The 26,864-nt window shown below is 60.9% G+C and carries 28 protein-coding genes and 1 tRNA gene; 14 read left to right on the plus strand and 15 right to left on the minus strand.

Features of this window, described 5'->3' with window-relative positions; translation table 11 throughout:
- Window positions 1–348 precede the first annotated feature (348 nt).
- Window positions 349–1,053, plus strand: coding sequence for a DUF433 domain-containing protein (locus M728_RS03210; protein WP_051440799.1), 705 nt, complete (start codon window positions 349–351; stop codon window positions 1,051–1,053).
- A complete protein-coding gene (locus M728_RS03215; RefSeq protein WP_026618575.1) occupies window positions 1,050–1,487 on the plus strand; it encodes a hypothetical protein in 438 nt (145 codons plus the stop codon). Before M728_RS03210 ends, M728_RS03215 begins: the two co-directional genes overlap by 4 nt.
- 115 nt (window positions 1,488–1,602) lie before the next feature.
- Here the strand turns inward: M728_RS03215 and M728_RS03220 are convergent, their stop codons facing one another.
- From M728_RS03220 to M728_RS03240, 5 genes are all read right to left on the minus strand, one after another.
- Entirely contained in the window at window positions 1,603–1,908 is a 306-nt protein-coding gene (locus tag M728_RS03220) for a hypothetical protein (RefSeq protein ID WP_026618576.1), read from the minus strand.
- Between the two features lie 129 nt (window positions 1,909–2,037).
- Window positions 2,038–3,249, minus strand: coding sequence for an ArsR family transcriptional regulator (locus tag M728_RS03225; protein ID WP_370906458.1), 1,212 nt, complete (start codon window positions 3,247–3,249; stop codon window positions 2,038–2,040).
- Window positions 3,246–4,079: a toprim domain-containing protein gene (locus tag M728_RS03230; RefSeq protein ID WP_051440800.1), complete on the minus strand. Its 834-nt coding sequence runs from the start codon at window positions 4,077–4,079 to the stop codon at window positions 3,246–3,248. The genes M728_RS03225 and M728_RS03230 overlap by 4 nt, the downstream gene beginning before the upstream one ends.
- Window positions 4,076–4,249: a hypothetical protein gene (locus tag M728_RS03235; protein WP_156943304.1), complete on the minus strand. Its 174-nt coding sequence runs from the start codon at window positions 4,247–4,249 to the stop codon at window positions 4,076–4,078. Before M728_RS03235 ends, M728_RS03230 begins: the two co-directional genes overlap by 4 nt.
- A gap of 361 nt (window positions 4,250–4,610) precedes the next feature.
- On the minus strand, window positions 4,611–4,805 hold the full coding sequence (locus tag M728_RS03240) for a helix-turn-helix domain-containing protein (RefSeq protein ID WP_026618578.1): 195 nt from the start codon (window positions 4,803–4,805) through the stop codon (window positions 4,611–4,613).
- Window positions 4,806–4,968: 163 nt separating this feature from the next.
- Between M728_RS03240 and M728_RS03245 the strand changes: the two genes are divergently transcribed.
- Both M728_RS03245 and M728_RS03250 read left to right on the plus strand, forming a co-directional pair.
- Entirely contained in the window at window positions 4,969–5,544 is a 576-nt protein-coding gene (locus M728_RS03245) for a hypothetical protein (RefSeq protein ID WP_156943305.1), read from the plus strand.
- Window positions 5,544–6,704 carry a site-specific integrase gene (locus tag M728_RS03250; RefSeq protein WP_026618580.1) on the plus strand — a complete coding sequence of 387 codons (1,161 nt, stop codon included), beginning with the start codon at window positions 5,544–5,546 and terminating at the stop codon, window positions 6,702–6,704. The genes M728_RS03245 and M728_RS03250 overlap by 1 nt, the downstream gene beginning before the upstream one ends.
- Before the next feature lie 252 nt (window positions 6,705–6,956).
- Here the strand turns inward: M728_RS03250 and M728_RS03255 are convergent, their stop codons facing one another.
- Entirely contained in the window at window positions 6,957–7,370 is a 414-nt protein-coding gene (locus M728_RS03255) for a hypothetical protein (protein WP_026612864.1), read from the minus strand.
- Between the two features lie 288 nt (window positions 7,371–7,658).
- On the opposite strand from M728_RS03255, the gene M728_RS03260 reads away from it, so the two are divergent.
- Window positions 7,659–7,735 (plus strand) — tRNA-Pro (locus tag M728_RS03260).
- 319 nt (window positions 7,736–8,054) lie between these two features.
- On the opposite strand, the gene M728_RS03265 is transcribed toward M728_RS03260, so the two are convergent.
- On the minus strand, window positions 8,055–8,774 hold the full coding sequence (locus M728_RS03265) for a TetR/AcrR family transcriptional regulator (protein ID WP_026618582.1): 720 nt from the start codon (window positions 8,772–8,774) through the stop codon (window positions 8,055–8,057).
- Between the two features lie 243 nt (window positions 8,775–9,017).
- On the opposite strand from M728_RS03265, the gene M728_RS03270 reads away from it, so the two are divergent.
- The 4 genes from M728_RS03270 (at window position 9,018) to M728_RS03285 (ending at window position 11,971) form a co-directional block, all read left to right on the plus strand.
- Window positions 9,018–10,436, plus strand: a complete 1,419-nt coding sequence (locus tag M728_RS03270) for an NAD(P)/FAD-dependent oxidoreductase (protein ID WP_026618583.1) — start codon at window positions 9,018–9,020, stop codon at window positions 10,434–10,436.
- A gap of 13 nt (window positions 10,437–10,449) precedes the next feature.
- The gene (locus M728_RS03275; RefSeq protein ID WP_026618584.1) at window positions 10,450–10,908 is read left to right on the plus strand and encodes a nuclear transport factor 2 family protein; all 459 of its coding nucleotides are present in this window, start codon (window positions 10,450–10,452) and stop codon (window positions 10,906–10,908) included.
- A 100-nt stretch (window positions 10,909–11,008) separates the two neighbouring features.
- The gene (locus tag M728_RS03280; RefSeq protein ID WP_256375557.1) at window positions 11,009–11,299 is read left to right on the plus strand and encodes a cytochrome c family protein; all 291 of its coding nucleotides are present in this window, start codon (window positions 11,009–11,011) and stop codon (window positions 11,297–11,299) included.
- A 528-nt stretch (window positions 11,300–11,827) separates the two neighbouring features.
- Complete coding sequence (locus M728_RS03285; RefSeq protein ID WP_156943306.1) at window positions 11,828–11,971, plus strand: hypothetical protein; 144 nt, start codon at window positions 11,828–11,830, stop codon at window positions 11,969–11,971.
- A 190-nt stretch (window positions 11,972–12,161) separates the two neighbouring features.
- Here the strand turns inward: M728_RS03285 and cysN are convergent, their stop codons facing one another.
- From cysN to M728_RS03300, 3 genes are read right to left on the minus strand one after another with little or no spacing between them, the layout of a single operon-like run.
- Complete coding sequence (gene cysN / locus M728_RS03290; RefSeq protein ID WP_026618585.1) at window positions 12,162–13,658, minus strand: sulfate adenylyltransferase subunit CysN; 1,497 nt, start codon at window positions 13,656–13,658, stop codon at window positions 12,162–12,164.
- Window positions 13,658–14,611, minus strand: coding sequence for a sulfate adenylyltransferase subunit CysD (gene cysD / locus M728_RS03295; protein WP_026618586.1), 954 nt, complete (start codon window positions 14,609–14,611; stop codon window positions 13,658–13,660). The genes cysN and cysD overlap by 1 nt, the downstream gene beginning before the upstream one ends.
- 47 nt (window positions 14,612–14,658) lie before the next feature.
- Window positions 14,659–15,414: a phosphoadenylyl-sulfate reductase gene (locus M728_RS03300; RefSeq protein ID WP_026618587.1), complete on the minus strand. Its 756-nt coding sequence runs from the start codon at window positions 15,412–15,414 to the stop codon at window positions 14,659–14,661.
- Between the two features lie 293 nt (window positions 15,415–15,707).
- On the opposite strand from M728_RS03300, the gene M728_RS03305 reads away from it, so the two are divergent.
- On the plus strand, window positions 15,708–16,094 hold the full coding sequence (locus M728_RS03305; RefSeq protein WP_026618588.1) for a DUF6152 family protein: 387 nt from the start codon (window positions 15,708–15,710) through the stop codon (window positions 16,092–16,094).
- Window positions 16,094–16,573, plus strand: coding sequence for a DUF6644 family protein (locus tag M728_RS03310; RefSeq protein ID WP_026618589.1), 480 nt, complete (start codon window positions 16,094–16,096; stop codon window positions 16,571–16,573). Before M728_RS03305 ends, M728_RS03310 begins: the two co-directional genes overlap by 1 nt.
- Window positions 16,574–16,575: 2 nt before the next feature.
- Here M728_RS03310 and betA read toward each other — a convergent pair whose 3' ends face one another.
- From betA to betI, 4 genes are all read right to left on the minus strand, one after another.
- The gene (gene betA, locus M728_RS03315; protein ID WP_026618590.1) at window positions 16,576–18,225 is read right to left on the minus strand and encodes a choline dehydrogenase; all 1,650 of its coding nucleotides are present in this window, start codon (window positions 18,223–18,225) and stop codon (window positions 16,576–16,578) included.
- Between the two features lie 146 nt (window positions 18,226–18,371).
- Complete coding sequence (betB, locus tag M728_RS03320; RefSeq protein WP_026618591.1) at window positions 18,372–19,835, minus strand: betaine-aldehyde dehydrogenase; 1,464 nt, start codon at window positions 19,833–19,835, stop codon at window positions 18,372–18,374.
- Between the two features lies 1 nt (window position 19,836).
- A complete protein-coding gene (gene betC / locus M728_RS03325; protein ID WP_026618592.1) occupies window positions 19,837–21,375 on the minus strand; it encodes a choline-sulfatase in 1,539 nt (512 codons plus the stop codon).
- Window positions 21,376–21,490: 115 nt separating this feature from the next.
- On the minus strand, window positions 21,491–22,099 hold the full coding sequence (gene betI / locus M728_RS03330; RefSeq protein WP_026618593.1) for a transcriptional regulator BetI: 609 nt from the start codon (window positions 22,097–22,099) through the stop codon (window positions 21,491–21,493).
- Window positions 22,100–22,244: 145 nt separating this feature from the next.
- Between betI and M728_RS03335 the strand changes: the two genes are divergently transcribed.
- The 3 genes from M728_RS03335 (at window position 22,245) to M728_RS03345 (ending at window position 25,809) form a co-directional block, all read left to right on the plus strand.
- The gene (locus tag M728_RS03335) at window positions 22,245–22,793 is read left to right on the plus strand and encodes an HdeD family acid-resistance protein (protein ID WP_026618594.1); all 549 of its coding nucleotides are present in this window, start codon (window positions 22,245–22,247) and stop codon (window positions 22,791–22,793) included.
- Window positions 22,794–22,954: 161 nt separating this feature from the next.
- Window positions 22,955–24,751 carry a bifunctional diguanylate cyclase/phosphodiesterase gene (locus tag M728_RS03340; RefSeq protein ID WP_026618595.1) on the plus strand — a complete coding sequence of 599 codons (1,797 nt, stop codon included), beginning with the start codon at window positions 22,955–22,957 and terminating at the stop codon, window positions 24,749–24,751.
- Between the two features lie 56 nt (window positions 24,752–24,807).
- On the plus strand, window positions 24,808–25,809 hold the full coding sequence (locus M728_RS03345) for an NAD(P)H-quinone oxidoreductase (RefSeq protein ID WP_026618596.1): 1,002 nt from the start codon (window positions 24,808–24,810) through the stop codon (window positions 25,807–25,809).
- A gap of 270 nt (window positions 25,810–26,079) precedes the next feature.
- Here the strand turns inward: M728_RS03345 and M728_RS03350 are convergent, their stop codons facing one another.
- Window positions 26,080–26,817, minus strand: coding sequence for a DUF3750 domain-containing protein (locus M728_RS03350; RefSeq protein ID WP_026618597.1), 738 nt, complete (start codon window positions 26,815–26,817; stop codon window positions 26,080–26,082).
- Window positions 26,818–26,864 lie beyond the last annotated feature (47 nt).

A 26,864-nucleotide genomic window follows, 5' to 3' on the forward strand; every position in this document is an offset into this window, starting at 1 on the left:
CACGTTGCCGCTCTGGCGGGGCTAACGGCCACGCTTTTCGGCCCACGTTCGTCCAGGACGCGCTCCACGGGTCAGGCTGGTAGGCTTATCCGAGGGGCCGAACGCGCGCATCTGTGCTCGCAAGGCCGGAAGGCGCGGCTGCGCGCTCAGAGCCAGTTGCGCCTGCCTATCGGACCTCTGCCACCGAGTGGAGGCGTTGCAGCGGAAAGCCGCAACGAATTGACGCAAAAGTCACACACTGCGCTTACAGTTTCTCAAAACCGTAAGTTGGTTTTCTTTGTCATTGACGCAAGCTGGCATACACAGGCAGTGTGCTAATGCCTAAAACCGTGAACGTGGAATCAATAGATGAGCGTCGTCGCATTCTCCCGAACGCGCCCACTTGCAGGCGGCTTTTACACCGTCAGCGAGGCAGCACGTCTATTGAAAATTGACAACGAGCTCAAAATACGAGGCTGGTTGCGCGGTTACGGCGGCGACGCTGGACCGGTGATCGAGCGGCAGTATCCGCTGCGCAACGGAACGGACGAAATCGGCTTCTATGATTTGATGGAAATACGATTCATTGAGTATTTTCGTCGACAGAAAATCAGTCTGCAAAGCATCAGGAAAGCCGCCGCCGCCGCTCGGAAGGAACTGGGCCACCAACATCCGTTTGCCTTGTCCAACATCAAGTTCGTAACCGACCGGAAGCGAATCTTTCACCTGACTGCCGAGGAAACAAAAGATACCAAGCTGAGGGACATCGTAACCGGCCAGTACGCCATGTACGACGTCATTGAACAGTTCCTCGCGAAAGGAATTGAGTTTCACCCGGCCAGCAATCTTCCAGAATCTTGGCGGCCCGATCCCGAGACATTTCCAGATGTTGTGTTGGATCCACATCGCGCGCACGGCTTGCCGATCCTCGCTCAACACGGCGTGCCTACATCGGCTCTGTTTGGCTTGTGGCGGGCTGAGGAGCAGAATTACGACGCTGTAGCCGACTGGTATGAAATCCCGCGCGATGCCGTTGTGCAGGCGGTCGAATACGAGCTTGACCTCGCCGCATGATCATCATCGGAGACGAGCACCTTTCCCCGAGAATCGTTCGAGCGGTCAGCGAGGTCGCCCTTCGGAGAGGATGGCGCTTCGACAACGTTACCGGCAGCGATCTGTGCAGTCTTGAAGATGAGGATTGGATTGAAACATTCGCCAACGTCGGCGGCAATGCAATTGTGTCTGCCGACCGTGCAATGCTGAAAAGGCCCACCCTGATACAGAAGATTTCGGACCTCGGCATTACAGGCATCTACTTGCCTGCGGAATGGGCGAACGCGCGCCGCCAGTATCAAGCGGCCCATATTCTTTATTGGTGGCCAAGGATCGAAGCGGTAATAGAGGCGAGCAAGCCGGGCGCGGCTTGGATCGTGCCGAAAGGTTTTGCTCCGACGTCGGATCTGCGCGAGCACGTCGAAAAGTCTGGCGCGAAGAAAGCGACGGCGTAGGCCGATAGTTTCGTCCGGTTCCACGGTGGCCACGTTGATGAACGCCGAGCCAATTTTCTGGCTGCACCCCCGTTTACGAGTTGGGGAATGACTTACGACATCGATGGCGCGATCTTCATCCGCTTTGCGATGATCGGTCGTCTGGTGCTGGGATCGCCGAACCAGCAGGTGGCGACTTTTCGCCATTGCCGTTTTCCGCGCCGTTGTTTCCGTTTGCCTTTTGAGCGGCGGGTGGCGACTTTTCGCCATTCAGATCATTCCGGATTGTCTTGTGGTTCACCCCCAAAAGCCGCGCCGTCGCCCGCTGGCTGGCGTTGATTTTGGTGAGGCACGGGCGGCCTTCTCGTCTTTGCCGATGATCTTTTCGCGATTTGAACCGCAGCTCGTCGCGAACGGCGGCGCTGTTCGTTTGCCCGGTCATCGGCCTTTCCTTCCATCGTTGGGGCCGTGCCGGGAATGTTAGTAGGTACAAAGGGCAATCCTGTTCCCCGGACTCCCTTAATATTCTCTCTGATTCTCTATCTACTAATATTTCCGGTACAGGCATTGTTCAGTCCTTCAGATGCGCGAATCCCTTGGTGTTCAGCCGTTGGCCGAGCCAGAAGCCTGCCGTGCCATCGGTGCGATCCTCGGCTCTCAGCAGCCCGAGCACCGTAAGCGCGCTCGCGCACCGCTTCGTTGAACTGAACGGCTTGCGGAGCCGCTTGGCGATCTCGGCGACGTTACCGCCGGGATTGGCCTCGACGTCGAGGAGCACCATGAGTCTGGACGGCGGTATGGTGTCGTGGCCGCAGCGCTTGACGAGTGCCATCGCTTTTTCGCGCCCGTGGCCAATGGCAACGGCTCCGCAATATAGTTGCGCCAGTTGCTTGGCGAAGCGGGTCGGTGCTTCTGGCATATGTCCGTCGACGACATCGCCGCGGTAATCGGTGACGACGCCGGTGCGGGCGAAAGTGACTACGTCGGCGATGCTGATGATCGTATCCAGTTCCTGCGTGCTCATTGTGATCGGCTCGCGGCTCATACCGTCGATGACGGCTCTGGCGGCCCCGGCGAGTTCCTTCTGCATCTCCGGTTCGCGCCCGCCGTTCCTGATCGACTGCGAGGCGCTGTTGTCGCGATGCTTACTCGAATCGAAACGGACGAGCGCGAACCTGTCACCCATCGTCGCGATGACGCCGTGGTGCTCGTCCCAGCTGGTCGTGCATGCGCCGATCAGGGTGATGCGGCCTTCCCACGTCAGCGTCTGGCCGCCGTCGCTGCCGACGTTCCTTACCCAAACGCCGTCAAAAATCTCGCGCAATGCCGCCAGCATCGGCGCGCGTGTTACCGACTGCATCGACAGGATCGAGGTGAAATCCTTGACAACCAGCACGCCGTCGCCGCCGATCACCCGCAACAACCCGCCGGTCGCCGTCTTCGCCCGCCCTTTCTTCGGCGACGCCGACAGCAGCGCGCCTTCGGAGGCGATGGTCGAGATGATATGGACATCCGTTTCCCTGAGCGCCGAGACGGTCTCTGTCTTGCAGCCGCCACTGCCGGAGACGACGAGCAGCCACACCGTGATGCCGTCGAGTTCATGGCTGGCGCGGGTGGCCAAAACGATGTCGAGCAGGTCGCAGTCGTAATCGTCCGACAGCCATTTCCTGAAAACCTTATGCACCTCGTCGAGGGCGGCACGACGTTTCAGCCATGCCTGATCGAACTGGTTGCGGACATCATCCTCGCCACCACCGCGTAGCATGTCGTTGATGTCCATCATGCCTCCTCCGCCACTGACAGAGTGACAACATCGCGGCGTTGCCTGATCAGCCGTCGATGAAGCTCGCGCGCGGCGTTGTGCCCCGGCTGGTCGTCGTCCTCGACAATGGTGACCTGCCGCGCCCAAGCCGGAACGCGGGCTGCGAGGGCCGGAAGCCGTCCGGCGGAGCCTGCGGCCCATGCGGCGACGCCGACCGCCTGGAACAACGACAATGCATCCTCGATGCCCTCGGTGATCGCCAGATGGCATGAGCCTTCCGGTTCGGCACAGACGAGCGGGCAGCCGACGGTATCGGCTCCGAGCATCCTCTTGTCGAGCTTCGATCCGTCGGGATTGAGCCGCGTCAGATGCAGGCCGCGCAAGCGACCGGCGGCGTCGAGGAACGGCATCAGGACGGCGGCCGGATATCTGGCGGTTGCGCCGACGAAGCGCATCGACGGCGGCAGCGGACAGGTGATCGCCCGGTATCTGCGGAAATAGGTTTCGCCAAGCGTGCCTTGGACCGGACAGGCCTGCTGCCACAGCCATTCGACCACGCGCTGCTTGCGCTTGCGTTCGTCGGTTTCGGCCCGCCGCGCCTCGGCCACCTTCTGCTTCCATGCCTGACGCTCCTCGTCCGACCGCGCCTTCCCCTTGAAGTCGATCGCGTATCCCTTCGCCTCGCAGCGGGCGCAATGGAAGGAGATGGCAATGTCCGATAGCCACCAGAGCCGCAGCACCCGACGGTTCCGGTTGGCGGGCGTGCGGCAGAGCGGCCCGCACAGCGGACAGGCCGCGTCGGCTTTCGTCGCGGCACCGAGAAACGAGGAGAGCTCGGAATACTCGATCACGTCTGCCTCTCCAAGATGCGCCTGACGAGATCGAGGGCGCGTAGCGCGCGGGCCTGACGTCCCTCAAGTGCGTCGATGCGTTCCCAAGCGCGATCAACATCGTGTTCGCGAACGTCGAGCAGATCGCGGGTGTCCTCGGCCTTGAGTTTCCTGCTGCGCTTCTTTCCCAATGGTTCCTCCTATGCGGGCTGCCAGGAGTGACCGGACAGCCCGCCGGTTTCCTATTTGAAGAAGGGATGATGACGCTTGCGCGTCGGTTGCAGCTGGCACCACGAGCAGCAGATTCGCACGCCATCCCACTTCGGGCGGAAGCGGTGGCGGCAATGGCAGCATGTTTTCGGGAACTTCATTTGCCTGCCCTTCCTGATGGAGGGCCGCATTTGAAAGCGTCGAGCGAAACACCTATAATCCAAGATGCTTCGATTAGGTGTTTTCGGGTCGTGGTGCGCTTCCGCTGCGGCCCGTTTCATTTCCGGCACGTGCCGGACACGGAAAGGGCCGAACCGACCCCTTCCAGCTCCGGCGGCGCTTCTATGCTGCCGGAGGGGGCTCGTTTGCCTCGATCGGGATCAGGATGCGTTCGCCGACCCTGATATGCGGGATCTTTCCATCCTTGATCAGCTTGCGGATAAGCGACGGCGATACGCCATAGACGGCAGCTTTCTCATTGACAGAATAGAACTTGCGGGTAACTGCTTCCCGTACATTCCTGCTTTTATACGACATTTTTGTATCCTCGCGTAACAAAGTCTTGTTCCGTACGGTATTACGCACACATAGCTCCGTTTCTTGCAACGTCAAAAATGACGTGGTAGAAAATGCGTGCGCTACAAAGCAACGTGTGCGCAGCGTTGCAAAGAAAAATTTGGACACCGTAACGGAGAGACACGTGATTCAGGTCGATGTGCGATGGAAACCGACTCCGGGCAGAGTGCTCGGCTTGTGGCAAGGGAACCGGAAGGTACCTGATGGTGCGTCGATGCCGCCGGACACTCCGTTGCCGTTCCCGCCGGTTGAGGAACGGCGTCCGTACAAGCTGGAGGTCCCCGATGCGTGGGCGGTCATCCCCGACTTGTCGGAGTACAGCGCCTTTCTGGCCTTCGGCCCCGCCGGACACGGCGACGGCGACTTCGAGCCAGCCAGCGCGTGGCAGGCGGTTGCCAAGTTGCTTCGTGACGCCATTGCAGGCGGGCGCGGCATGGACCGACTGAAGGCTGCCGTCCGCAAGCACATCGACAACGGCGACCTCTACATCGATCCCGAAACTGTGCAGATGCGGGCGAAGACGCTCGCTGCGTTGTTCGCCTCGACGGCCTACAGCGACCTCAAGGCCGGACGCAAGCTCGGCCGGTGCCAGACGTGTAACCGCAGGATGGTCCTGATGAAGCCCAAGCAGCTTTACTGCAGTACGACGTGCCGCGTTCGCGGCAGCCGTGAAAAAAATCAACCGAGAAAGGAGGCCTGATGGCCAGCGCAGTACCACATCGCCGCAAAGGCACATTCATGATGCGGTGGACGATCACCGACCCGTCGACCGGCAAGCTCATCAAGAAAAGCAAGCTGTTCGATGGCCCCGGAGGCGAACGGGCGGCGAAGGCCGAAGCGAACCGCCTTGAAGCGACGGAGCGGGCACACGGGGCGGCGACAGCGCCGAAGACGCTGACCTTCGCCGCCTACGTAAAGGATCGCTACATGCCGCACTGCGAGGCCCACACGGCCGCCAGCACCGTCCGCGGCAATCGCCAGCGCCTCGACAAGGCGGTGGCCATCATTGGCGACATCCCGCTGCGCGACGTCGACGGGGTGGCCATCGACCTGATGACAGCGAAGCTCAAGTCGGCGGGCTTGGCACCGCTGATGGTCCGCCATTGCTATGACGCCGTCCGCACGGCATTGCGGCAGGCTCGTCGCTGGAAACTCATCGTCGGCACGCCGTGGCTCGACGCCAAGCGTCCGAGCGCGCCGCGCAAGCGCGCCAAGGTCGCACCACTCGAGGAGAGCTATCGGCTGTCGGCGCTGTTGCGCGCGAACGGACGGATTGTCGCCGCGACCTATGTCGAGACGATCGCCGACTGCGGCGGCAGGCCGGGAGAGATACTGGCTCTGATGTGGGACGCCGTCGATCTCGACAGGGGTGTTATTCACATCTGGCGGGCGCTGGAGCGCTACGACAGGAGCCAGTACCGGCTCAAGGAGTGGCCGAAGAACGAAGGCAGCATCCGCACCATCGCGCTGGCGACCAAGACCGTCGAGGCGTTGCGCGAGCTCAAGGTCTGGCACGCCGAAAACCATCTGAAGTCCGGTGGCGCGTGGCCGAAGGACGGTCTGTTGTTCCCCAGCAACACGGGCGAGCTATGGCCGGTGCACGCGGCAGCGGCGCTCATCAACAAGTGGGCGCGCAAGATTGGCGTCACCAGCGGCAGCTACAGCCGTCGCCACGGCATGGCCTCGGAACTGCTGGCAGGCGGAGTACCTGTCACGGTCGTCTCGCAGCGCATGGGACACGCCTCGACCAAGATGACGCTCGACACCTACGCCCACGTGCTGCCGGACCACGCCGACGCCGCCGTGGACTTCCTGAACCGGCGGAACGCAGCACCTGAACAGGGGAAGAACAAAGCCTGAATTCTGGTGTCCAGTGGTGTCCAAAATGGTGTCCATAGGAACGCAAAACACTGGCCGCATGTGGCGTTTTTGGGCGCATTTGGCCCGAAGAAATGTAGTAAAACGGCCTGTGTGCACCCTATCTGGCGGTTTTTGGTACCGCCATTCCCTGGTTCGAATCCAGGCGCCCCAGCCATCTCACTCAAGCGTCTTAGAAAAGAAGCCCGCCGACTTTCGCCAGCGGGCCGGAATTTTTCACGTGGACGCGAACGATCACTCCGCCTTTGCCCCACCCAAAAACTCTTCGCACCAGCTCGGGCCGTTCGCGCGCTTGCGGTCGCCGACGAGGCGGATCGAGCGGATGACGTAGTCGGAGGAGACGGTGAGCTGGACGGAGCAGCTTAAGTATTCCGTGCGGGCCGGCGAAATGCGCTTACCGCGTTTACCGTCGGCGGTCTTCTCGTATTCTGCAGGGATCCTGCGGGTCTTGTAGCCGCCCTTCCAGCTATAGACGGTGTCGCTGCCGGTTTCGACGTCGGAAATGGGCGGGCCGAACTGGGCGAAGAAGGTGCCGGCGGGCTGGCCGAGCCAGCGGCTCTCGACCGCGTTTCTGGCCACTCCGGTCGTCGTCGTGCAGCCGGCAAGCGCCAGCACGAGGCCGGCCGCCGTCATCATGCGGAAATTCATGTCTCTGTCCCTTTGGTCTGTCCTGAAATCAGCGGCGCGGAAGGCCGGTGTCCCCCGGTTTTCCTTGCAATCCGCCGAGGCTCTAGCGCCAAAACCGGCGAAAGAAAATCGGCTGAAAGCCTTCCGAATTAGGAAAATCCAAAGCGTTGCAGAAACGCCCTATTTTCGCTGGGCGGCGAAGGGGCAGGCAATGTTTCCGCCGGTCGAAATTTCGGCGAATGCCAGCCTTTTTTTGAGGAGGGCGCTTGTGAAAACGAAAATGCTGTTCTATAGAGGCGCCGCTGGTCACGGAGTGTAGCGCAGTCTGGTAGCGCACCACGTTCGGGACGTGGGGGTCGAGTGTTCGAATCACTCCACTCCGACCAGCCGAAAAGCCCGGGAAATCGGGCTTTTTCCTTTCTCTTAATAATTTCCGAAATTTCCACCATGAAATTCACCATGAGATTGAAGCAGAATCTCATGGGGAACACGTCGGTCGCCCCGCCAAAAGGTCTAAGAAGGACGCGGCTGGTGGTTGCAGGATCGAAAAGCCCCGCGTAAGGGGGCGCCTACACGCATATCCAAGGCAGCATGAATTGCGCGCTCGTTGCTGACCGCGTGAAATCTCTGCCTCCGCAATTATCCAGTTCTGAATGCACACCCTTCGGGAATGCTGGCTTGCCATTCAGTAGGCTATCATCACGCTCAAAGTGCCTGGTGGGCCATCCGTAGGATCTCGCACATGCATTGTTCTTCAATGCCTTCGAGTTCCACGTGTTTTGGGCGGTTTGCGGCAATCAGCAGCATCAATCCTTCAATCTGAGTAGCGATTAGCGCTGCCAAAATAGGCACTCGGGCGGGTGACAAGTTCGGATTTACAACCGCAAGCAGTTTCTCGATCGAACGCCGATGGTCCGTATACATCAGGTCCATCATATCTGAGACGAACGGGTTTCGCTGAGCCATTGCCCATAGGCTGAAGAAGATTGCGTTTGTCTTGGCAGATTTGCAATCATTGATCAGGAACCGGATCGTTTCTTCAAACTGCCGTTCGATATCGTCCTTATAGAGCCCAGCCAAGCGGTCATACTCGGCGAAATAGTGATAGAGAATATACCGCGTTACCGCCTGCAACAGCTCATTGTGGTTCGGATAGTAGTGCTGCAGGTTGCCAATCGTTATGCCCGATTTTCGGGCTACCGATCGAAGAGTCATCCCTTCGAAACCATCTTCAACGATGATCTCCAGCGCGGCTTCCAGAATTTGGCTTATACGCTCTTTACCCTTGGCTGTTGTAGCAACCGCGCCAAAAAACACGCCGTCGTCACCGTCGGGGCCTCCGGGAGCCACGACTTCGCGGATTGACCTACGCGCCTTGTTAGCTTTTGACGTCCTTTTTCTTTTATTTGGGTTCTCTGCGTCCATTCTACTTCCCGAAAAAGCGTCACAAAAAAACTCGTTGACAAAAAGGTCGTGTGACCTAATCTCTCAATAGGTCGAGCGACCTATTCTAGTCAGCATCGATGTGGCCTGCAATGCTTAACCGCATTCGCTTGGAGGAGCGGCTGTGTCTTTGACGCAGGTTGGCACATTTGTGCCTGCAAGCCAAAGCCCGGTCAGATGCGAGCTAGATGTCAAGACGCTCGCCATTCCTGGAGGAGAAGAACTATGAAGAATTCCCGCAACTTATTGACTCGTCGTGGCTTGATCAAAGCAGGTGGTAGTCTAGCCGCCGCGGCCCCGCTTCTGGCATCGACCGGCACCGCACATGCGCAGCAAGAGGGCATCGACGTCATCGTGATCGGCGGCGGTTTCGCCGGATGCACTGCGGCCCGGGAGCTAGGCAACGCCGGTCTGAAAACAGTCATCCTCGAAGCTCGTCCGATTCTCGGTGGCCGGACCCATACGGGCGAATACAACAAACATCCTACCGAGTTCGGCGGAACCTGGGTCCATTGGTGTCAGCCCAATGTCTGGGCGGAAATGAACCGCTATGGTCTCGGCGTGAAGGAAAGTGCTGGTGCGGCCCCCGATATCGCGGCCTGGATGGTCGATGGCAAGGTCCGCACCGAAGCCTCGAACGTCTACCTGGATATTTTTGTCGGCGCGATGCAGAAGTTCTGCGATGTCGACGGCATGGGCGGGATGACCGTCTTCCCTCAGGCTCACGCTCCGTTCGCGACCGACACCTGGAAACAGTACGACAACATGACGTGCGTCGAGCGCATTGAGGCGCTTGACGCGACGGCTGAAGAGAAATCGCTTTTGAACTCCTGGGTGGCGATCTGCTGCCACAATGACCCCTCGACAGCTGGATTCGTCGACATGCTGAAGTGGTATTCGCTCGGCGATTTCAATGTCGGTCTCCTCTGGGATCGTTGCGGGCACTACAAGATCGAGGAAGGCACGGCGGGCCTGATCGATCGTCTGATCGCCGATGGCAAGCCCGAGGTAAAGCTCTCCACAGCCGTAAAGAAGGTTGTGCAGTCCGCCGACAGCGTGGAGGTCACGGTCGAAAGCGGCGAGGTCTATCGTGCGAAGCGCGTGATCTGCACCGTTCCGATGAACACGCTCAAGAACGTTGAATTCAGCCCGCCGCTCATGCCAGCGAAGGTGACAGCATCAGAACAGAAACACACCGGATCGGGTCTCAAGTTCTATTTCACCATTGATAAGAATGTCGGCAATTACTTGGCCTCGGCTCCTCATCCGTTCCCGATGAGCATGTTCTGGACGGAATACGCCGAGAGCGACACGACGACGCTAGTGGCCTTCGCCAGCCCGACGGAACTCGATCTGCTCGATCCGGAAGTCCTTACCCCCTACGTCCAACAGTTTATCCCGGGTGCCAAGGTCATAGACACCGCTGGGTTCCCTTGGGCGGAAGATGAGTACATTCAGGGGACTTGGTGCTTCTATCGAAAAGGTCAGTTCACGAACGCGCTCGCAGCACTTCAGGAAGCTGAGGGACTGGTGCACTTTGCCAGCGCCGACAGTGCTAATGGGTGGCGCGGCTTCATCGACGGGGCGATCGAACGCGGCAACCATGTGGCCCATGCTGTGATTTCCGAACTTGTGAAAGCCTGAAGGGGATAAGGCAATGAACTTGAAAACCATTCTGTGCGCCGCCGTCGTTCTTGGAGCCGCTGCTACGAGTGCATTCGCGTCGGATCAGGGCTCAACGGCCAAAGCTGTTATTGAACAGAGGTTGAATGAACTTGAGACCTACTGGAACGGGGAGGACGCTGCTGGCCTAGTAGCAGACCTTTATGCCGAGGACATTGTTATTGCGGGTGAGGAACTTCCCAAGCCTGCCATCGGCCGGGAAGCTGTCAAAGACTTGGTGATCCACCTCATCGACGCTTTTCCGAAAGCAGAGGTCACGGTTGAGCGCATGGCTTCCGAAAGTGACGAGCAAATCGGGACATGGGTCCTCTGGACGCTCCCAGGTGCGGATGCAAGTGCTTCGGCCACAACTGTTCGCTCTCTTTTCCTTTGGACGAAGGAAGGCGAGAAGTGGGTCATTAAGGCCGACATGTATTCATTCGGCGGCTACTGAGGTGCAGGGGTGAGTAAGGCGATTCTTACTTCATTTGCTATGCTTGGTACGCTGATCACCTTCGTTTGCGGACGAAGTTGAGGTGATTGCAGGAAAGACAGTGTTTGGACGATGTAAAGCATGCCATGTGGAGGATGCCGAGCGTAATGCTGTAGGGCCTCACCTCCTTGGTGTCGTCGGTCGTCCAATCGCTGGCATAAGTACGTTTCGCTACTCATCGGCTCTGACAAAGTACGCTCAAGATGGCAAGGTCTGGGATGAGGGCTTACTAACAGACTTCCTGAAGGCTCCCAGGAAGACTGTCCCAAGCACAAAAATGGCATTTGCTGGACTTAAAAATGACAGCGACGTTAGAAACGTGATTGCCTACCTGAAGTCTCTTAGGCGTTGATTTGCAAACGGGGCATTTCGATGCCCCGTCTTTCTTTCAACCACCAAGAGAAGTGGTAAACGATCACTCCCACCATTCTTCAGCCTTTCTACAAACGTTCTACGACTAGGCATCTATGGCTTGGGCCTCAAAGAATCGTCTGGCTCGTCAATTTTGCTTGTCGTGGTTGGTGGTAAACTCCGGTCTGCCTCGGCTGACCCCAAGGGGGCATCACCAGGCTTCCGTTGCCTCTTCACCCACGCGAGGGTGGCTTGCAGAAATCTGATGTTGGTGTCTTCCTCGCTTAGATGGTTATCCTTTAAACCCGGTTTTTTAGCCGGTCACACGCGGATGCCCTCAAGCGCTTTCAACGATTCAGGACTTCGCGTTGAGGCGCGGCTCGCCGGAAGTACGGCCAGCCCAGGTTCGCTGCCAGATCGATCCTGTTTATTGTTCACCGAGAAACTAGGCGTTCCTAAAACGCCGTCTTATCAGGGTGAACAATCGGCGCGAATATCCCTGCAACAGACACGGTTCCACGAGGCAGCGATGACGAACGAGCCGATTTTCACCCTACGCGAAATCCTCATCTGGTCCGCCATCCTGGGCAGCGTCGTCGGCTATCAACTTTGGAGCCATGCCGATCCGCCGCCGCTTATGCTCGACCTCACCCGCATCGAGCGGCGCGCCTGATCGCCTGCGGCGGGCGCAGGCTTGCGGAGACTACTCCTCTTTGGGGGAAATTTCTTGCGTCTTGTGAGAGCTAACCAAGGCAAGGCCGCACCGGCGGGGCGCTCCGCAATTTTTCCAGCAAGTCAGTCACTGGCAATGACCCAGCAAAAAGGGGCCTCGCGGGCCCCCTCCGTAATCGGCTATTTACCTGTCACTCGTCGATCGTGTCGATGATCTCGACCGCTTTGGCGGCCGTGACGCGGCGGACCTCCACGTCTTCGCGGCGGTTGGCGAAGAACTCCGTTGCCATCAACTGATCGGCGAGGTCGGCCGGCAGCGACAGGATTACGCGGCTCTCCTCGGTGTGGATGCCGCCGAGTGCGGCGCGCTTGGCGGTGATCATGCCACCGGCGACCGTGTTGTTGGTGTCCGGGTCGATCAGGATGAAAGCGCCGGTCGTGCGGTTCTGCTCGTAGGTGTCGAAGATCGCCTGTTCGTCGAAGGCGAGATGCACCTTGCCAATGGCGTTCATCGGCAGCTCGTCCGCATGATTCCACTTGCCGCTCTTGAGCTCGAGCTGGCTTATCGGCTGCACCTGCACGCGCTGGCGGCGGCTGCCGGATTTCAACCAGTAGCGCTTGCCGGGCTGGATGCCTTCCGCCTGCAGAGCGACGAGCTGCGCGTCGAAGGCGAGGCCGATCATCGGCTGGCTGTCGATCGACGCGATCACATCGCCGCGGGAGACATCCACCTGCCGGTCAAGCACCAGCGTGATCGCGTCGCCGGCGACCGCCGCGTTGCGCACGAGGTCGAAGGTGACGATCTTGGTGACGTTCGCCACCATGCCCGATGGCAGGATGACGACGGAATCGCCGGGCTTCACCGAGCCGCCGGAAACCGTGCCCTGATAGCCGCGAAAGCTTTCGCCGGGACGCGACACGCGCTGCACCGGCAGGCGAAAGCCGACGGTCTGGGCCGAGCGGGTTGTCGCGAGCTCCAGAACCTTGATCAGAGTGGGGCCATCATACCAGGGCATCGAGGCGCGGCCGTCATAGACGACGTTCTCGCCTTTGAGCGCCGAGACCGGGATCGCGGTCACCTGGCGCACGCCGAGTGACAGCGCCAGTTCCTTGAACTCGTGCGAAATCTGGTCGAAGCGGGCGCGGTCGTAATTCGTAAGGTCGATCTTGTTGACGGCGAGCACGAACTGGCGGATGCCCATCAGCGTCGCGATCGTCGCATGGCGACGGGTCTGCTCGAGCAGCCCGACACGCGCATCGACGAGCAGCACGGCGAGGTCGGCGGTCGAGGCGCCGGTCGCCATGTTACGCGTATATTGCTCGTGGCCGGGCGTGTCGGCGACGATGAAGGAGCGCTTGTCGGTCGAGAAATAGCGATAGGCGACATCGATGGTGATGCCCTGTTCGCGCTCGGCTTGCAGGCCATCGAGCAACAGCGCGAAGTCCGGCAGGCCGAGATCGTTCTGCTTGCCGCTCGAATCGCGCTGAAGGCTTGCCGCCTGGTCTTCCTTGACCGCCTTGGTGTCCCAGAGCAGCCGGCCGATCAGCGTCGACTTGCCATCATCGACGCTGCCGCAGGTGATGAGGCGAAGGGGACGGGTGTCGCGCACGACCCGCGCCGTCTCCTGCACCGGGAGGGCAACGGCGGTTTCGTCCAAGGCTGCGTTCGCGAGTGCCGGTGCAGTCATCAGAAATATCCTTCGCGTTTCTTCTTTTCCATCGAGCCGGCCTGGTCGCGGTCGATGGCGCGGCCTTGGCGTTCGGAGACGGTCGCGGTTTCAAGTTCGGAAATGATGTCGTCGAGCGTGGTTGCGCTGGAGCGGATAGCGCCGGTCAGCGGGAAGCAACCGAGCGTGCGGAAGCGGATAACGTCCTCGCGCTTGGCCTCGCCCGGAAGCAGCTCGAGACGCGGGTCTTCGGCAAGAATCATCATGCCGTCGCGTTCGACGATCGGGCGCTTCTTGGCGAAATAGAGCGGTACGATCGGGATCTCTTCCGCCTGGATGTAGCGCCAGATGTCGACCTCGGTCCAGTTGGAGAGCGGGAAGGCACGCACGCTCTCGCCCTTGCGGATCATGCCGTTATAGATGTTCCAGAGCTCCGGGCGCTGGTTGCGCGGGTCCCAGCGGTGATCCGGCGTGCGGAACGAGTAGATGCGTTCCTTGGCGCGGCTCGCCTCCTCATCGCGGCGCGCGCCGCCGAAAGCAGCGTCGTACTGTCCGGCGTCGAGCGCCTGGCGCAGTGCCTCGGTCTTCATGATGTCGGTATAAAGCGCCGAGCCATGCGTGAAAGGGGTGATGTTCTCGGCCGCACCGCGCGGATTGGTGTGGACGACGAGGTCGAGGTCGTACTTCTCGACCATCTCGTCGCGGAAGGCGATCATCTCGTGGAACTTCCAGCCGGTGTCGACATGGAGCAGCGGGAAGGGCACGCGGCCGGGATAGAAGGCCTTGCGTGCCAAGTGCAGGAGCACCGACGAATCCTTGCCGATCGAATAAAGCATCACCGGCCGCTCGAATTCCGCGGCGACCTCACGGAAGATGTGGATCGCTTCGTTTTCGAGCGCCTTCAGATGCGGGTCGAGCGGCGGCTTCGTGCTCTGCGGGTTATGCAGTTCCGTTTCCGGATGAGTATGGGGCATTGCAAACTCCGGGGAGGATATTTTCTGGTCGACGCCGCGCTTGGCCGTCAAGCGGCATTGCTGGCGTTCGGGATGACGGAGGAGGCCGCTTCAGCGACGTGCAGACCGCACTCGCGCTTCTCGTCGTTCTCCCACCACCAGCGGCCGGCGCGCTCGGGCTCGCCGGGCTTGATGGCGCGCGTGCAGGGCTCGCAGCCGATCGACGGATAACCGCGGCCGTGCAGGGGATTGACGGGAATGGCTTCTGCCGCGACATGGGCACGGATCGTCTCGATATCCCAGTCCGCCAGCGGATTGATCTTGATCAAGTCACGCTCGGCGTCAGCTTCCGCAAAGGGGGTGGCGGCACGGTTGCCCGACTGGCCGCGGCGGAGACCCGTGATCCAGTAGCTTGCCCCTTCGAGCGCGCGAGCAAGCGGCTTCAGCTTGCGCACGCCGCAGCAGGCATGCCTTGCCTCGACACTTTCATAGAAACCATTCATACCATATTGCGCGACATAGGCTTCGATATCGGCTTTTTCGGGATAATAGCGCTTGATCAGGATGCCGTAGGTCTCCTCGGTCTTGTCGATGAGCGCGACCGTCTCGTTGAACAGGCGGCCGGTCTTCAGCGTCGAGACCTCGATGTCTAGGCGGTGGGTGCCGATCGCGGCGGTGATCAGCTGATCCTCGATGCCGAGCGACGTCGTGAAGACCGCGCGGCCTTCGAGCCCGGCGACGAGCGCCAGCCGGCCGGCAAGATCCAGGCCTTCGAGCTTCTCGTTGAGAGCCTTCGCTTTGGCTTCGAGGGATTGCGTAGTCATGGCTCAATCCTGTTGCGATTTGCACGGAATATCGCAGCCGTTTGTGACAAAGGACAGAAAAACGGATTTCTATTGCCTCAGGATCAGAGCAAATATCTCTCTGATCCATAAAGTTCTAAGAAAACCTAGTAAGATAGTAGATTATTCTGGTCGCCGTTGCGAGGCGAGCATTCCATGGCTGCACGGTCCGATCGGCGATGCCTGTGCCGTTCAAGAATTGTTGAATACCCTGTCTTTCCACTCTGCGCGCACCAGTTTTCAGGCTGATCCTGATCACATGAGAGGAGACAAAGATGGCGAGATTCCTGCCACGTCGCATATTCATCGGCGGTGCTGTCGGCCTGCTTCTCGTCACAGGTGCTTACGCGCATCACGGCTGGTCCTGGGCGGAAGAGGAGCAGATGGAGCTCTCCGGGACGATCCGCCGGATTTCGATGGCGCCGCCACATCCGACCCTTCAGGTCGAGACGAAAACCGACGGTATCTGGCGCGTCGAGCTCGGCAATCCACGGCTGACCGAACGTTCAGGGTTCGTCGAAGGCGTCGCAAAGATCGGTGATCCGATCGTCGCGCTCGGCAATCGCTCGCTCGATCGCAACGAGAAAAGGATGAAAGCCGTGCGGATCACCGTCGCCGGAAAGGTCTATGATATCTATCCGGAACGAATACGGACGAATTGATGGATGGCTTGCTGGAGTGGATCGGAGCCCTGCCGTTCGCCGTCGCGATACGGCGTTCGGCGACCCTCTACATCTTCGCAAATGCCGCCCACATCCTGTCGATCGGGATCATCGTCGGCTCGATCCTGCCGCTTGACCTGCGGCTGATCGGGTTTTTCCGCAGCGTCCCGGTCGGGGTGGTCGGACCGTATCTTTCGCGCGCAGCAGCAACCGGCGTTGCGCTGGCCATACTCACCGGCTTCTGCCTTTTCAGCGTCCGGCCGGTTGAATATGCCGGCAATCCCGCTTTCCTGACAAAGATCACGCTGCTCACCCTTGGCGTTCTCAACGCGGCTTTATTGCACATGACACCGCAATGGCGGGCCGCCGTCAAAGGCGGACCGCTCTCCCTGAGAGTCCGCCTTTCGGCGCTGCTTTCCATGGTGATCTGGATCGGAGCGGTCCTAGCCGGCCGCTGGATCGGTTTCCTTCTGGAGTAATCTTACCGGTCGCTCACCGACCAGCGCGGATTGATCCAGGGCTCCTGGTTCGAGCGGGCGAGCGGCAGCTTGCCGAGAATGTGGTCGGCGGCCTTTTCGCCCGTCATGATCGACGGCGCGTTGAGATTGCCGTAGGTGATGTGCGGGAAGATTGAGGAGTCGACGACACGCAAGGCGTCGACGCCGATCACCCGCGTTTCCGGATCCACCACCGCCGTCGGATCGTCCTTCGATCCCATCTTGCAGGTGCCGCAAGGGTGGTAGGCGCTTTCGAGGTGTTCGCGCAGGAAGGCGTCGATCTGCTCATCCGTCTGAACCTTCTCGCCCGGCTGGATTTCCGGTCCGCGATAGAGGTCGAAGGCTTTCTGGCCGAAGATCTCTCGCGTAAGCCGCACGCAATGGCGGAATTTCTCCCAGTCCTCCGGATGGCTCATATAGTTGAAGCGGATCACCGGATCGGCTTTCGCCTCGGAGGAGCGAAGCGTGACGTTGCCGCGCGACTTCGACAGATTGTAGCCGACATGCACCTGGAAGCCGTGCGTGTTCGCCGCCGCCTTGCCGTCATAGCTGATCGCCACCGGCAGGAAGTGGTACTGGATGTCCGGCTGCTTGACGCCCGGGGCCGAGCGCAGGAAGGCGCAGGACTCGAACTGATTGGAAATGCCGAGGCCTTTCTTGAAGAGGAGCCACTGCGCCCCGGCAACCCCCTGCCAGAACCATGGCAGCCAGGAATAGAGCGAGACCGGCTTCGTGCTCACCTGCTGGAAATAGAACTCCATGTGGTCCTGCAGGTTCTGCCCGACGCCCGGACGGTCTACCTTCACCTCGATGCCCACCTCCTTCAGATGCGCTGCCGGACCGACGCCCGAGAGCATCAGGAGCTTCGGCGAATTGAAGGAGGAGGCGGAGACGATGACCTCGCGATTGGCCTTCACCACCTCGATGCGTCCGCCGCGTTCGATCTCGACTCCCGTCGCTCGGCCGTTCTCGATCACGATCTTGCGGGCGAGGCAACGGATGAGCTCGACATTCGGGCGCTTGCGCGCCGGCTTCAGATAGGCGGAGGCGGCCGACCAGCGGCGACCTTGCCAGGTCGTCTGCTCCATGAGGCCAAAGCCCTCCTGCTTCGAGCCGTTATAGTCCTCGGTGACTTCGAACCCGGCCTGCTTGCCTGCTTCGATAAAGGCGTGGAAGAGCGGGTTCTTGACCGGACCGCGCTGGACGTGCAGCGGGCCGTCGGTGCCGCGCCAGCCGTCTTCGCCGCCATGCGAGTGCTCCATCCGCTTGAAATAGGGCAGCACGTCGGCATAGGCCCAGCCCTTGGCGCCGAGCTCTTCCCAGCGGTTGAAATCCTCCGAATGTCCGCGGACATAGACCATGCCGTTGATCGACGAGGACCCGCCGATCACCTTGCCGCGCGGCGCGGTGATGCGCCGGTTGTTGAGGTTCGGCTCGGGCTCGGAGAGATAGCCCCAATTGTAGCGGTTCATACTCATCGGCCAGGCGAGGGCTGCCGGCATTTGGATGAAGGGACCGACATCGGAGCCGCCGAACTCCAAGACGATGACCGAATGCTTGCCGTCTTCCGACAGGCGATAGGCGAGCGCCGAGCCTGCCGAGCCGGAACCGATGATGACGAAATCTGCCTGCATGCGAATGTCTTTCTTCTAGGTCCATGCCCCGCATCCGGCTGCCGTCACCTTCTCCCCGCTTTGCAGGGAGAAGGGATATGCCGCGCCGCCCGAATCGCCTCTCCCCGGGTGCTGGGAGAGTGCTAGGGGTGAGGGGGCAAGTGCTGTTAGTACGGCGCCTCTACCTTCCCCATGCCGACATAGACGGTCTTGAGCTCGGTGTAGTGATTGAGCGCCGCGACCGAATTCTCCCGTCCGAAGCCGGACTGTTTCGAGCCGCCGAAGGGGATCTCCACCGGGCAGAGATTGTAGGTATTGATCCAGAGCGTGCCCGCCTCTAGCTGGTCGGCGACCCGGTGGGCGCGGGTGAGGTCGGCGGTAAAGACGCCGGCGGAAAGGCCGAATTCGGTCGCGTTTGCCCGCGCGACGACCTCCGCCTCGTTGTCGAAGTCGAGCACGCACATGACCGGCCCGAAGATTTCCTCGCGCGCGATCGTCATCTCGTCGGTGACTTCGGCGAAGACCGTCGGCTGGACATAGGTGCCTTCGCCGCTCACATGGTTCGGGATGCCGCCGCCGGTGATGAGGCGCGCGCCTTCCGCCTTGCCGGTTTCGATATAGGAGAAGACCTTGTCGCGCTGCGCCTTGGATACCATAGGCCCGAGCTGCGTCGCCTCGTCCATCGGATCGCCGATGACGATCGCTTCGGTGCGTTCCTTTAGCCGCGCCAGGAAGGGCTCCTTGATCGTCCGCTGCACGAAGACACGCGTGCCGTTCGAGCAGACCTGACCGGTTGAATAGAAATTACCGAGCATGGCGCCGCCGATGGCGCTTTCGAGGTCGGCATCGTCGAAGACGATCAGCGGCGACTTGCCGCCGAGTTCCATGGTGACGTGCTTGAGTTCGGCCGCGGCAGCACCCGCCACCTTCTTGCCCGTCGGCACCGAGCCGGTCAGCGACACCTTGGCGACGTCGGGATGGTTGACGAGGACGGGGCCTGTCGTCCGGTCACCCTGGATGACGTTGTAGAGACCCTTGGGCAGGCCCGCTTCCACCAGGATCTCGGCGATCTTCAGCGCGCCGAGCGGCGTGTTTTCCGATGGCTTGAACACCATGGCATTGCCGGCGACCAGCGCCGGCGCGCCCTTCCAGCAGGCGATCTGCTGCGGGTAGTTCCAGGCGCCGATGCCGACGCAGACGCCGAGTGGCACCCGCTTCGTATAGGCGAAGTCGCCACCAAGCGGGATATAGTCGCCATTGAGGGCTGCAGCCGCAATACCGCCGAAGAACTCGAAGCTGTCGGCGCCCGAGGTCGGGTCAGCAACGATCGTTTCCTGGATAGGCTTGCCGGTGTCGAGCGTCTCGAGTTCCGAGAGTTCGCGATTGCGCTCGCGCATGATTTCGGCGGCGCGCTTCAGGATGCGGCCGCGGGCCGTCGGGCTCATTGCGGCCCACGCCGGCTGCGCACGCTTGGCCGCGGCGATCGCCTTTTCCACGATCGCCGGGGTTGCGGCATGGAGACGCGCGATCACCTCGCCGGTCGCCGGGTAGATGCTCTCGATCACCGTGCCGGCGGCGTCTTCGACATATTCGCCGTCGATGAAATGCGAGGCTTTCGGTTGGGCTCTCATCTTATTCTCCTCGCGGATAGCGTTTGGATTCCTCGAGATTGTCGAGATTCATGTGGTTGCGCATGTAGCGCTCGGATGCCTTCTGCAGCGGCTGGTGGTCCCAGGGATAATAGGCGCCGTTTCTTAGCGCCTCGTAGACCACCCAGCGCCGCGCTTGACTCTCGCGCACGGCGGCATCGAAGGCCTCCATGTCCCAATGCGCGGCTCGCATGTCCCGGAAGGCGGTGAGCGTCGCCAGATCGACGGGGCCGCGCGGATGCGCCGCGAGATTGGTGAGTTCCAACGGATCGGCTTCGAGGTCGTAGAGCTGGTCCGGATCGAGCGCGCAATGGACATATTTCCACTTGCCCTCGCGAATGGCGACAAGCGGCGCGTGGGAAGCCTCCGCCGCATATTCCATCAGCACCGGTTCGGTGCGCTCCGCGCCGCCGATCATCGGAACGAGGCTGACGCCGTCGGTCCAGGGTTTCACTTCGTCCATCGAGATGCCGGCGAGATCGGCCAATGTCGGCGTCACGTCGAGATTCGAGGTCGGCGTCAGATGCAGGCCGGCTGTCACACCCGGTCCGGCAATCATCAGCGGCACGCGTGCGGATCCTTCGAAGAAGTTCATCTTGAACCATAGTCCGCGCTCGCCGAGCATGTCGCCATGATCGGAGCAGAAGAGGATGAGCGTGTCGTCGAGCATCCTCGTGCGCGTGAGCGTGTCGATGAGTTCGCCGACCTTCTCGTCGAGGTAGGAGATATTGGCGAAATAGGCGCGGCGCGAACGGCGGGTGTTTTCTTCCGTCACGTCGAAGTTCTTGTAGTCGCAGGAGAGCATGACGCGCTGCGAATGCGGGTCCTGCTCCTCAAGCGGGATGGTGCCGACGTCCGGCAGCAGGTGTTCGCAGCCCTCGTAGAGATCCCAGAACTTGCGCCGTGCCACATAGGGGTCGTGCGGGTGGGTGAAGGAGACGGTGAGACACCAGGGACGGCGCCCTTCGTCGTCGTTCTCGCGCGCGAGCTGGTAGAGCTTCTGGTTCGCCAGAAACGCCACCTCGTCGTCATATTCCATCTGGTTGGTAATTTCGGCGACGCCTGCGCCGGTCACCGAGCCGAGATTGTGATACCACCAGTCGATGCGCTCGCCGGGCTTGCGATAGTCCGGCGTCCAGCCGAAATCGGCCGGATAGATGTCCGTCGTCAGCCGCTCTTCGAAGCCGTGCAACTGGTCCGGCCCGACGAAATGCATCTTGCCGGAAAGGGCGGTGTAGTAGCCGGCGCGGCGCAGGTGATGGGCATAGGTCGGGATCGAGGATTGGTATTCCGCCGCATTGTCATAGACGCGGGTACGGCTAGGCAATTGCCCGGCCATGAAGGACGCTCGCGCCGGAGCACACAAGGGAGACGACGTATAGTTGTTGCGGAAGCGCGTCGAACGTGCGGCCAGCGCCTTCAGGTTCGGCGCATGCAGAAACGCGGCGGGACCGTCGGGAAAGAGCTTCCCGTTCAATTGGTCCACCATGATGATCAGGATATTCGGCTTCCCGGCGGTCACGTTGTCAGGTCCTCGACGTTCGAATTTGTCTTCTGCACAGTACGCGCGTGCAGGCGGCTGCCCCTCATCCGGCTGCCGCTCGTCCCCGCAAGCGGGGAGAACGCTAGTCCTCGAGTTAAACCCGAGGAGAGGGGCAGTCTTCACTGCTCGCCCGCAAATGCGCATTCACATAATCTTCTGTCAACGCGATCGAAGCCTCGATGCTGATCGGCGCCGATTTCAGACTTTGCCGAATGTAAAGCCCATCGATCATCGCAGCCGCGCCCTCGGCAAGGCGTTCCGCGTCATCGGCCGGGCAAAGCGCCTTGAGGCTTGCCAGAAGATTGGACCGCAGCCGCCGCGCATAGATGACGAGGAGCCGGCGGAACTCCTCGGACCGCTGAGCTTCGGAGTAGAAGGCGAGCCAGGCAGCGACGGTCTCGGGCGCGAATTGATCGGCGCGGAAGCTGACGCGGATCAGCGCGCTCACCTTCTCGCGCGGTGTCGCCGCAGCCTTCAGCGCACTCACAGCGTCCTCGCGCAACTTGCCGAGCAGGCTGCGGATCGTCGCGATCAGCAATTGCTCCTTGCTGCCGAAATAGTGATGCGCGAGCGCGGGCGAAACGCCCGCTGTCCGGGCGATGTCGGACATCGTGACGGAAAGCGTACCCTGATCGCCGATCACGCGCAGCGCCGCATCGACCAGCGCCTTGCGGCGTACCGGCTCCATTCCGATTTTCGGCATGCTAGAACTCCTTAGGATCACAGTTTATTTTTGATTGACTCATCAATCAATAAAAACTTTCCGCTTTTTCCCTTTCTTTTTGCTTGGAAATCCGGCTCAATCATGGGGTGGAGATCGTGCTTGCCTGCAGCACTGGAGGTTGAAAATGGCCCACACGCTCGATCCGGCCGGCAGGGAGGCTGTTGCTGGAAAATGGGGATGGTTCGTCGCGCTTGGCGTGCTGCTGATCATGTTCGGCGGCGTAGCCTTCGGCAACCTGCTGATGGCGACGGTCGCATCCGTCTATTATGTCGGCATCATCATGCTGATCGGCGGCCTGCTCAATCTCGCTCATGCCTTTCAGGTCAGGGGCTGGGAAAGCGTCCTCTACTGGGTGCTGAGCGGTGTCTTCTACGCTGCGGCGGGTCTCTTCGCCTTCATCAACCCGCTGCTCGCCTCTTCGGTCTTGACGTTCCTGTTGGCGGTGGCGCTGATCGTCGCCGGTTGCTTCCGCATCTGGGTCGGCTTCAAGCTTCGGCCGCTCGGCGGCTGGGGCTGGATGGTCGTCGGCGGGATCATCACCTTCATCGCCGGCCTCGTCATCGCGGCCGGCTGGCCGGTCAACAGCCTCTGGATCCTCGGGCTGTTCCTTGCGGTCGATCTCGTCATGCAAGGGCTTGCTTCGATCGCCTTCGGCGTTCTTGTGAGAGGTTGAGCCGCCGGCGCGCACAATTGCAGCAACCCAAGCGAGTGCGTTTCGGCGCGCTCTACTTCGAGCGCCGAACCTTCATCAAACTTTCACATTCGCGAAAGATTTCGTTGACGCTTGACTTCGATGCTGGCGCGCGTCCGTATATCTTTTCCCTGGAGCCCGGCATGTCGGCCGCCCCCGCAGAAGTCCTGTCGCTTCGCCGCTTCGGCGACGACCAGATCATAACGCTTGCCAAACTCGTGATCGAAAACGCTTTTCAGCCAATCGTGGAGGCGACGACCGGGGCGGTCTTCGGCTACGAGTCTCTGGTGCGAGGCTTCGAGCGCCTGGGCTTTGCCTCGCCGCTCGAGTTGCTCGACAAGGCCGAGGGCGCGGGGCAGTTGCTGGCTCTCGAGCACCTGATCAACAGCCGTGCGGTCGCTGCCTTTGCAACGCTTCCGGATTTCTCCGCGCGCACGCTGTTCCTCAATTTCGATTCGCGCCTCGTCGGCGGCGAGGGGGACATCGTCGAGCGCCTCGTCAATCATCTGAAGCGTTCCAACATTGCCCCGTCCTCCATTTGTTTCGAGCTGTCGGAACGTTTCGACAGCGGCAAGATGCCGGATTTCTCCGCGCTGGTGCGGCAGTTGCGGCTTGCCGGCTTCAAACTGGCGATCGATGATTTCGGCGCCGGCTTCAACGGTCTGAAACTGCTCTGCGACCAGCCGGTCGACTATGTGAAGATCGACCGGCATTTCATTGCAGAGATCGACAAGGACTCGCGCAAGCGCCATCTCGTTCGCCACACGGTCAACATGGCCCATGTCCTCGGCACGCGGGTGATTGCCGAGGGCGTGGAGACGGAGGCGGAGTTTCTCGTCTGCCGCGATCTTGGTTGCGATCTGATGCAAGGCTATTTCGTCGCCCGTCCGACGACGCATCTCACCGAACTGCAGCCGGTCTACCCGCATCTGGAACCCCTCGGCGGCACACGCCCCTCGTCGACGCTCGACAGCATCCTGATCAGGAAGGAGATCGAGCAGCTTCCCGCCGTCAGGGAAAGCGACGATCTCGATTCGGTTTTCGACCTTTTCCGCCGCAATCCGCGCCAGGCCTTCTTTCCCGTGCTGAACGCCAATGGCGAGCCGCGCGGCATCCTGCACGAATACCATGTGAAGGAGATGATCTATCATCCCTTCGGCCGCGACCTTCTGAAGAACCGCATCTATCAGCGCCGCATCTCGCACTTCGTCACGCCGGCACCGATTGCCGACCTCGACACCCCGGCCGACGAGATGCTGAAGATCTTTGCCGGCATGGACGGCAGCGACTGCGTCATCCTGACGGAAAACATGCGCTATGCGGGCATACTTTCGGCCTCGTCGCTCCTGAAGATCATCAACGAGAAGCAGTTGAAGATGGCGCAGGAGCAGAACCCGCTGACTGGTCTGCCGGGCAATCGCGCCATCCGCGACTACGTCCAGCACGCCATCCTCGACGGCGATGAGGCGCGCTATTTCTGCTATTGCGATTTCGACGACTTCAAGCCGTTCAACGATACCTATGGCTTCCAGAAGGGCGATCTGGCGATCACCCTGTTCGCAGCGCTCCTGCGGCGTCATTTCATAGGCGAGGAGAAGTTCCTGGGCCACGTCGGCGGTGACGACTTCTTCGTCGGCGTCAGCGGCTTTACCGAAGAGGAGATTCGTGCGGTCCTTATGCGTCTCGTCGACGATTTCCGGCTGGATGTGCGCCAGCTCTATACGCCGGAGCACCAGGCGGCAGGCGGCATTAGCGGTCATGGCCGCGACGGCCTCGCGAGGGACTTCCCGCTGATGCGCTGCTCGATCGCCGTGCTCAAGCTTCCGGAAGGATTCATCCTGTCCGACAGCCAGACGGTGAGCAAGCGGATCGCGGAGATAAAGGCGCGTGCCAAGGCAAGCGACGACGGGCTCGTGCTGGAACGGCTTGGCCAGGATTGAGCGGGCGGCGAGCCGGCTGTAGGTATAGGCGGAGCTCTGCTTTCGAGGATGCCGCCATGACCCTTCCGACCGAGATGATCTATGTCGACCTGCCAGCCCCGGGCGGACCGGAGAATATGGTTCTGGCGCGCGGGCCCCTGCCGCAGGTGAAGCCGGGTGATGTCCTGGTCCGCGTCGAAGCCTTCGGTGTCAACCGGCCGGATTTGCTGCAGCGCAAGGGCGACTATCCGCTGCCGCCCGGCGCGAGCCCGATCCTTGGGCTCGAAGTTGCAGGCGAAGTCGCCGCTCTCGGAGAGGGCGCGGCCGGCTTCGCGATTGGCGACAAGGTCTGTGCGTTGGCCAATGGCGGAGCCTATGCCGAATATTGCGCCGTGCCTGCGACACAGGTGCTTGCCTGGCCCAAAGGCTATGATGCGGTGAAGGCGGCGGCCTTACCGGAAACCTTCTTCACCGTTTGGGTCAATGTCTTCGACATGGCCGGCTTGAAGGCAGGTGAAACCCTTCTCGTCCATGGCGGATCGAGCGGCATCGGCACGACGGCGATTCAGCTCGCTAGAGCCTTTGATGCGGAGGTCTTCGCAACCGCCGGCAACGCGGGAAAGTGCGCGGCCTGCGAGGCGCTCGGGGCGAAGCGGGCGATCAACTATCGCGAGGAAGATTTCAAGGCCGTCGTGCTCGAGGAGACCGGCGGGCGCGGCGTAGACGTCATTCTCGACATGGTCGGCGGGCGCTACTTCGATCGCAACATTGCCTGCCTTGCCAAGGACGGGCGTCTATCGATCATCGCTTTCCTCGGCGGCGCGCGGGTGGAGGGCGCCAGCATCGCGCCGATTCTCACGAAGCGGCTGCACGTGATGGGATCGCTGCTTAGGCCACGAACGTCTGCCGAGAAACAGGCGATCCGAGACGGGCTTGCATCAAGCGTCTGGCCGCTGCTGGAAGCGGGCAAGGTCGCACCGGTGATCCATGCGGTTCTGCCTTTCGATAAAGTCGCCGAAGCGCATCGCTTGATGGAAGGGGGCGATCATATCGGCAAGATCGTGATGCGGGTCGCCTGACAATAAGACGATAGTCGCCCTTGTATTGGCGCAAAGAGGGCTTACGTTTAAATCAACGTCAACGAACAGAAAGGAAGGTGATCCAATGTCTAATGAGATTTCGGACCTCGTAATGGACATGGGAGAGGTGAAGGAGTCGAGGCAGCCCTTGGCTTGATTGCCGCCTTCCTTGGGGCCTTCGGGCCCGGCCATTACAGGGCCAAAACTCATGGAAGGGCCGCCGGAGCGCGGCCCTTTTCCTTTTTTGAGCGCCGGCTCTAAACTGCCGCTTCACATGCCGAGCCGGCCAACGGCCGGTATCTTGAAGCCGGGCCTTGCAATATCGAGCCCGGCCACCAAGCCCATGAAATGCAGTTCCAAGCCGCTGCGCCAGCCCGCAGAAATGCCGGCGAGGCCATAGAGTGTCGCATGGACGTCGAGCCCGTCGGCATCGACCTGGAAGAGCCTGGCCTCCGGCAGGTAATTGCGACCGACCGCATCGGGCGGCAGCACGGCGTCGAGCTCGGGCACGGAGCGCAGCACATGGGCAACGAAAGTGTTGGAGTTCGGCCCCGGCCAGATGCGATAGGCGCCGGGCGCTGAATAGGGATAGGCGGCAATCGCCTGCTCGACCTTGGGAATGAGCCGCTCCGCTTCCTCGCCTGTGACCGATACCACCAAGCGCGGCTCGTTCGAGTACCAGCGGGCGTCGGCCAGATAGGCGTTCTTCCGGATCGGACGGCCCCAGCCCACCTTCTCGTAGCGACTGTAGGTCGGCGCTCCTTCGTACTTGGTGACGATCCACGCGTGGCTTGCCACGGCGCCCTTCATGCCGCCGGTCGTCGCCGAGAAAACGTAAATCGCCGCGCCCGGGTTCGCCGCTGCCTTGGGCAGAATGCCGGCCGACGACCAATCCGCCTCCCGCCAGCTCTGCGGGCGGTCCTTGAAGTACCATAGACCCGCCGAGGCAAGCGCTGGCAGCAGATAGACGATGATGAAAGCGATGAAGAGGCGGCGGAGGAATTTCATCGACAACGTCTTTTCTGCGGGTGGAAACCTGATAGATGCATAACCGG

Source organism: Ensifer sp. WSM1721 (assembly GCF_000513895.2).
GTDB lineage: Bacteria > Pseudomonadota > Alphaproteobacteria > Rhizobiales > Rhizobiaceae > Sinorhizobium.